Below are 6,669 nucleotides of genomic sequence, written 5' to 3'. Positions count from 1 at the left end.
CGTCCGTACGGACGGCGCCCCTCGTCGTGCCGCGAGGTGCCCGTGGGGCCGCGGGCGACCGGTCAGTTGACCTCGGACGGGTGCGCGCTCACGCGGCCCGAGCCGTCACCGGTGTCGAGGGCGTCGATCGCCGCGACCTCGTCGGCCGTGAGCTCGAACCCGAAGAGGTCGAAGTTCTCCGCCATCCGCTCCTTGCGCGACGACTTGGGGAAGACGATGAAGCCGCGCTGCAGGTGCCAGCGCAGGACCGCCTGGGCCGGGGTCACACCGTGCGCGGCCGCGGCGTCGACGACGGCCTGCCGCTCGAACAGCGGGTACTTGCCCTGGCCGAGCGGCCCCCACGCCTCGATCTTCATGCCGTTCGCGTCGGCCCACGCGAGCACGTCGCGCTGCTGGTAGGCCGGGTGCAGCTCGATCTGGTCGACGGCGGGGACCACGCCCGTGTCCGCGACGAGCCGGTCGAGGTGCTCGGGCAGGTGGTTGGAGACGCCGATCGAGCGCGCCAGGCCGGCGTCGCGGATCTCGATGAGCCTGGCCCACGCGTTCGTGTACTGGTCCTGGGCGGGCGCCGGCCAGTGCGTGAGGTAGAGGTCGACGAACTCGAGGCCGAGCTTGTCCAGGCTCTCGCGGATCGCGTCGTGCGGCTGCTCGCCGGACTGACGGTCGTTCCAGAGCTTGGTCGTGACGAAGAGCTCGTCGCGCGGGACGCCGCTCTTCGCGATCGCGGCGCCGACGCCCTCCTCGTTGCGGTAGATCGCGGCCGTGTCGATGTGGCGGTAGCCGACCTCGAGGGCCTCGCTCACGGCCTTCTCCGCCTCGTCCGGTGGGACGAGGAAGACGCCGAAGCCGAGCTGGGGGATGGTGTGACCGGAGTTGAGCGTCACGGTCGGGACTGAGGGAGCGGTCATGCCCTCCAGCCTAGGAACCGGCCGTCCAGGCGTCCAACGACCGCCGGGCATGCGACTCAGCGCTCGTGCTCATGAGTCTCTGACCTGCTGCGCGAGATCCGGGCTGGACTTTGCAGATCACGGTTTGGTTACATGGGCCCGGTCCTGACCACGAACGAACCGGAGCGCACCATGTCCCGAGGCCGCCACAGCGCCGCACCCGCAGCGCCGGCGCGCTCCCTCCGGCGCCCTGCCCTGCCGTCGTTCCCGGCGCTCCCCGCGCGCGCACTCAAGCTCCCGGCGCTCGCGCTCGTCGGGCTGCTCGGCGCCGGCGTGGTCGGCGCGGGCCCCCAGCCCGCCGAGGGGAACCCCGACCTCGCACCGCTGAGCGTCGAGCCCGCCTCCGGATCGACCGTGGAGCGCGGCACGGGCGCCGCCAGCCGCTCCGCCGAGCGCGTCGCTCCCCCGACGGCGACCCAGGAGTCCCCGCTCGTCGAGACCGCGGCGAAGATCACCGTGGTCCCCGCCGCCGAGGTCGCCCCTCCGGCACCGGTCGTCCCCGTCGCCACCGGCCAGCTCTGGACCACCGACGCCGTCAACGTCCGCACCGGGCCGTCGGCCGACGCCGGGCGCGTCGCGACCGCCGCGTTCGCCACCGCCGTCGACGTCACCGGCGCGACCGAGGGCGAGTGGAGCCAGATCGTCTGGGACGGCGCGGCGGCCTGGATCAAGTCCAGCTTCCTCGCGGACTCTCAGCCCGAGGCACCGGCGGCGACCGCCGCGAGCGGCGGCGGGTCCAGCGCGAGCGGGATCTCCGACGCCGCGTGCGCGGTGAGCTCCGGGATCGAGTCGTCGCTCCAGTCCAACGCCCGTGCGGTCTACCGGGCGGTGTGCGCGGTCTTCCCGCAGGTGACCTCCTACGGCGGGATCCGCCCGGGCGACAGCGGGGACCACGGCACCGGTCGCGCCCTGGACATCATGATCACGGGCGACACGGGCTGGGAGATCGCCCGCTACCTTCAGGCGAACGCCGGGGCGCTGGGGATCACGTACCTCATCTATCAGCAGCAGATCTGGATGGCCGGTGACCCCGCCGGCGCGTGGTCCGGCATGGAGGACCGCGGCGGCGCGACCGCCAACCACTTCGACCACGTGCACGTCAGCACGTCGTAGGTCCGCGGCCGCGCGTCACGGCACGACGTTGGAGAACAACCTCCTGCTGAGACCCTCCACGTCCGACCCGTCCCGGGTCAGGCCCACGTAGCCGCTGCGCTCGACGACGACGACGTCGGACGGGACCGCGGCCGTCAGCCGCGACACCCAGGAGCGCTCGTGGCGGAGCACGACCACCTGGACGCCGTCGGCGACCAGACGCAGCACGACGTCGACGAGCCCGGGGTGCGCGGGGAGCGGAGCAGGACCGTCCTCGTCGTCGTACCCGGCGTCCTCAGGAGCCGACCCGCCCGAGAGCTTGAGCGACCGCAGGTGCGGCAACCGCGCGAGGAACGCGCCGTCGGCACCGTCGAGGCTCAGCGACAGCCGCTCGACCGCGGTGCCCCGCAGCGCGGTGAGGTCGGCACCCCGGGTCGTGCCGAGCAGGTGCACCTCCGTGAGTGCGGGCAGCTGTGACAGCGCCTCGACGCTCGTGACGCCGTGGCCGTCGGTGACGTTCACGTGCAGCCGCCGGAGGTCGGTGCACTCCGCCAGGGGCGCGAGGTCGGCCGGCCCGGTGAGGACCATCCCGAGGCCCGTGAGCCCCTGCACCGCGCCGATGCCTTCGATGGTCGCGCACGCACCGAGCTGGAGCGTGGTGCCTCCCGGGCGGAACATCGTCGCGGCGAACTCCCGCCGGTCGAACCTCCCCCACGCGCGGTGCAGCTCCGCGAGCTCGACGTCGGGATAGCCGTCGCGCGCGTACCCGGCGAGCACGTCGAGAGCCGCCGGGGTGCCGATGCTCCCCAGCGCCCGGAGCGCGACCCGCCGCTCGGCCGCCCGCTGCCCCGGACGTGCGGCGAACCACCGCGGGTCCGCGCCGGGGTGCGCGGCGAGCCATGACGCCACCTGCGCCACCTTCTCGGGGAGCACCGGGACGTCGTTCCCTGCGGACGCAGGCGGCGAGTCAGGAGCCTCCGGCGACGCGGGAGCAGCCGGCGAGGCAGGCGCGGACCCCAGCGCCGCCGCGTGCTTCGCGACCGCCCGGCGGATCGTCGCGATCTTCGGAGCGCCCCGCTCCAGCGTCTCGGCCGGGAGCCGGTCGAGGACGGTGACGTCCGCCCGGGCCGCCAGCGCGAGGAGCGCCCAGAGCGCCCGCGCGTCGAGCGCCTCCGCGAGGCTCGACGCGTCGAGGCCGGCGACCGCCCCGAGGTCCGGGTCGTCGAACACCCGCAGCGCCGCTCGCTCCAGGGCGGGGTCGCTCGGGAGGCGCAAGGCCCCCTTGATGGCGTTCGGCTGGTTCGAGTACCGGTCGAACCGGGTCAGCACCTGCTCGGCGCGTGCTGCGCCGATCGCGTCCGCCAGCACGGCGAGGACGTCTGTCGAACCCGGCATGCGAGCCTCCGCTTCCCGTCGGGAGCCCCCGGCCACCGGACGGCAGGACGGGCGGGGCCGACCCTACCGGCAGGCCTCACGGCCGCCGGGGTGCGCGCCGAGCAGGAGAGCCAGAGCCACGACCCGACACAGCACAGAAACGACGAAAGCGGGGCGTCGATGAACGACGCCCCGCTTCGATCCGGTGGAGCTGAGGGGACTCGAACCCCTGACCCCCTGCATGCCATGCAGGTGCGCTACCAGCTGCGCCACAGCCCCGTGGATCTGCGAAGATCCTGGTCAAACACTGGATGAACACTCCCCCGGCCGGTTTCCCGTCCTGCGGAGCGTCGCTAGTCTACGCAGAAACCGGCTCCAGATTCCAATCCGGCCCCGCGTTCCACTCGTCGAGCGGGAACCCGGCTCCGACGTTGTGCGCCACGAGCCGCCACGCGGGCGTCGCCGCAGGGGCAGAGCGATGCAGGTGGGACCAGTGGACGTTGTGCAGCCCGGAGATCCCGCGCCAGCCCTCGGGGTCCAGCCCGAGCAGCGCGGTGACGGCGAGCGTGATCGCGGCGCCGTGGGAGACGACGACGAGCGTGTCGTCGTGCTCCAGCGACTCGACGTGCTCGGTGACGGCCTGGACGAGGCGCGCGGCGACGGCGGCCTTGGTCTCGGCGCCGGCGCGCGTGGGCTCCTCGCCCCGGCGCCACGCCGCATACTCCTCGGGCCAGCGGTCCGCGATCTCCGGACCCGTGAGCCCCTCCCACTCCCCGAAGCCGCGCTCGCGCAGCCGAGGGTCGAGCTGGACCTCCGCGCCGATCGCGCCGGCGTACGCGCGCGCGGTGTCGGCGGCGCGCACGAGGTCGGACGCGACGACGCGCGTCGCGCGGTGCGCGCTGGCGAGCGCCTTCGCGCCGTGCTCGGCCTGCCACTGCCCGACGCCGTCGAGCGGGATGTCGACCTGGCCCTGCAGACGCATCGCGGCGTTGTACGCCGTCCGCCCGTGGCGCAGGAGAACGAGCGTGCCGGCGGTCACGCCAGCGGCTCCCCCGAGAGGCGGATGGCGCCGTCGCCGCGGGTCGTGTCGTCGGCGTCGTCGGCCGCGCCGTCGCCGCCGCGCGCGTCCTCGGGGAGCTCGACGACGGGGCAGTCCTTCCACAGGCGCTCGAGCGCGTAGTAGACGCGGTCCTCGGAGTGCTGCACGTGCACGACGACGTCGCCGAAGTCGATGAGGACCCAGCGGGCCTCCTGCTTGCCCTCGCGACGGATCGGCTTGGACCCCGCCTTGTACATCGCCTCCTCGACCGCGTCGACGATCGCCGAGACCTGGCGCTCGCTCGACCCGGACGCGATGAGGAACACGTCCGTGAGGACGAGCTGCTCGCTCACGTCGAGCGCGATGATCTCCTCGGCCTTGCGGTCGGACGCCGCCCGCGCCGCGATGACGGCGAGCTCTACGGCTCGTTCGGTGGCAGTCACGTGTCTCCGTTCGTGGTGCGGCCGCTCAGCGGCCGGTGTCGAGGGTGCCGGGGTCGTCCCACGTCGACACGGCGGTCGCCGCGTCGCTCGTGTCCTCGGTGGCGAGACCCGGGTCGTCGCGCGAGACGAGCGTCCACACGAGCAGGCCGAGGACGAAGGCCACGGCGACGAGGATGAGGTAGTGCAGCCACGTGTACGAGGGGCCGCGCGGCTCGTCGTCGAGGTCGTCGTCCGCCTCGTCGTCGAGCTCGTCCGCGCGGGCGCGCACACGGGGGAAGAGGTCGTCGGACGGGCCGCTCGCGGCGGCGGGCGCCGCGGCCGCCTGCTCGCGCACGCCGCCGAAGGGCGAGGCGGGCTCGCGGCCGGCGCTCGCCGGCTCGGGTGCCGAGCCCGACGTGATCGCCGACCACGGGAGCGCGGCTCCCGGGGCCTCGGCGGGTGCAGCCGCGGCGGGCGGAGCCGCGGGCCGCGCGGGCGCCGGCGTGCGCTCGGGCGCGGGCGCCGCGGTCGCACCCCACGGCGACGGGGCGGGTGCGGGAGCAGGCGTGGCGGGGGGCGGCGCGGGTGCCGCCGTGGGGGCCGAGAAGGCCGACAGCCGCTGCGGCTGGGCGGGCGGCGCCTCGGGCGCTCCGACCCGGCCCACCGGCGCGGAGCCGAAGCCGCCCACGGGGGCGGACGGCGTCGGGGGTCGGACGGGGCCGGTGGCGCCCGGCACGGCGGGCCGCGGCGTGCCCGCAGGGGGGCGGGAGCTCGTGCGCGTCGGTACGACGGGGGTCGGCGCCGGCGGGCGGATCGCGACCCGCTCGGCGGTCTCCTGCACCGGGGTGAGCCGGCCCGTCTCGTCGAGGCCGCGCATGCCACCCGAGGCGGCGGGCGGGCGGACGACGGACGGCTGCGACGGGTAGTCCGTCGGACCGGTGGTCTCGCGCAGGGTGCGGCGCGACGGCGGCGGTGTCGCCGGAGCGGCGGGCCGCGCCGGGGCAGGCTGCTGCCACCCGCCGGCGCCGGGCGCCGGGGCGGGTGGAGGCGTGCCGGGCTGCGCGGACCGCTCGGCCGCGGCCGCCTGCTCGCGCTCGCGCATCTCGCGCCGCGTGAGGGGGCGGACGGGCTGCATGTTGCTGCCGTTGTCACTCATCGTGCTGACCTCGATACAAACCGTGCTTGGCGATGTACTGGACCACGCCGTCCGGAACCAGGTACCACACCGGCTGGCCCGCCTCCGCACGCCGACGGCAGTCCGTCGACGAGATGGCGAGGGCCGGGACCTCGAGCATGGTGACCACGCCCGGCGGCAGACCCTCGACGCTCAGGCTGTGGCCCGGGCGGGAGACAGCCACGAAGTGTGCCATCTTCCACAGCTCGTCGGCATCCTTCCAGGTCAGGATCTGCTCGATCGCGTCCGCACCCGTGATGAAGAACAGCTCCGCGTCCGGACGCGCGGCCCGCAGGTCGCGCAGCGTGTCGACCGTGAAGGTCAGTCCCGGCCGGTCGACGTCGACCCGGCTCACCGTGAACCGCGGGTTCGAGGCGGTCGCGATGACCGTCATGAGGTACCGGTGCTCGGCCGGGCTGACGCTCTGGTGCTGCTTGAACGACGGCTTGCCCGTGGGGACGAACACGACCTCGTCGAGGTCGAACCGCGCCGCGGCCTCGCTCGCCGCGACGAGGTGGCCGTGGTGGATGGGGTCGAACGTGCCACCCATCACCCCCAGGCGGGGACGGCGCGGGCTCATCGGGGCGTCATCGGTCGCAGGCGCTTCCGTCGTTCGCTACC

At 74.7% G+C, this 6,669-nt stretch carries 7 protein-coding genes and 1 tRNA gene; 1 reads left to right on the top strand and 7 read right to left on the bottom strand.

The annotated features are described in order from the left end of the window. Positions 1–62: 62 nt before the first annotated feature. A complete protein-coding gene (locus ACFWH7_RS05255; protein WP_378215394.1) occupies positions 63–908 on the bottom strand; it encodes an aldo/keto reductase in 846 nt (281 codons plus the stop codon). A gap of 171 nt (positions 909–1,079) precedes the next feature. On the opposite strand from ACFWH7_RS05255, the gene ACFWH7_RS05250 reads away from it, so the two are divergent. Beyond that, complete coding sequence (locus ACFWH7_RS05250) at positions 1,080–2,060, top strand: SH3 domain-containing protein (RefSeq protein ID WP_378215393.1); 981 nt, start codon at positions 1,080–1,082, stop codon at positions 2,058–2,060. A gap of 15 nt (positions 2,061–2,075) precedes the next feature. Here ACFWH7_RS05250 and ACFWH7_RS05245 read toward each other — a convergent pair whose 3' ends face one another. The 6 genes from ACFWH7_RS05245 to nadD all read right to left on the bottom strand — a co-directional run bounded on the left by ACFWH7_RS05245 (position 2,076) and on the right by nadD (position 6,628). Next, positions 2,076–3,434, bottom strand: coding sequence for a hypothetical protein (locus ACFWH7_RS05245; RefSeq protein ID WP_378215392.1), 1,359 nt, complete (start codon positions 3,432–3,434; stop codon positions 2,076–2,078). A gap of 185 nt (positions 3,435–3,619) precedes the next feature. After that, a tRNA-Ala gene (locus ACFWH7_RS05240) sits at positions 3,620–3,692 on the bottom strand. 79 nt (positions 3,693–3,771) lie between these two features. Next, a complete protein-coding gene (locus ACFWH7_RS05235) occupies positions 3,772–4,452 on the bottom strand; it encodes a histidine phosphatase family protein (protein ID WP_378215391.1) in 681 nt (226 codons plus the stop codon). Continuing rightward, complete coding sequence (gene rsfS / locus ACFWH7_RS05230) at positions 4,449–4,895, bottom strand: ribosome silencing factor (protein ID WP_378215390.1); 447 nt, start codon at positions 4,893–4,895, stop codon at positions 4,449–4,451. Before rsfS ends, ACFWH7_RS05235 begins: the two co-directional genes overlap by 4 nt. Before the next feature lie 25 nt (positions 4,896–4,920). Next, a complete protein-coding gene (locus ACFWH7_RS05225; RefSeq protein ID WP_378215389.1) occupies positions 4,921–6,030 on the bottom strand; it encodes a hypothetical protein in 1,110 nt (369 codons plus the stop codon). Beyond that, the gene (gene nadD, locus ACFWH7_RS05220; RefSeq protein ID WP_047233692.1) at positions 6,023–6,628 is read right to left on the bottom strand and encodes a nicotinate-nucleotide adenylyltransferase; all 606 of its coding nucleotides are present in this window, start codon (positions 6,626–6,628) and stop codon (positions 6,023–6,025) included. Before nadD ends, ACFWH7_RS05225 begins: the two co-directional genes overlap by 8 nt. Positions 6,629–6,669 lie beyond the last annotated feature (41 nt).

Source organism: Cellulosimicrobium cellulans (genome assembly GCF_042723955.1).
GTDB classification, from domain to species: domain Bacteria; phylum Actinomycetota; class Actinomycetes; order Actinomycetales; family Cellulomonadaceae; genus Cellulosimicrobium; species Cellulosimicrobium cellulans_H.
The sequence above is the reverse complement of the archived record's forward strand: the minus strand, read 5'-3'. Positions and strand labels throughout refer to the sequence as shown.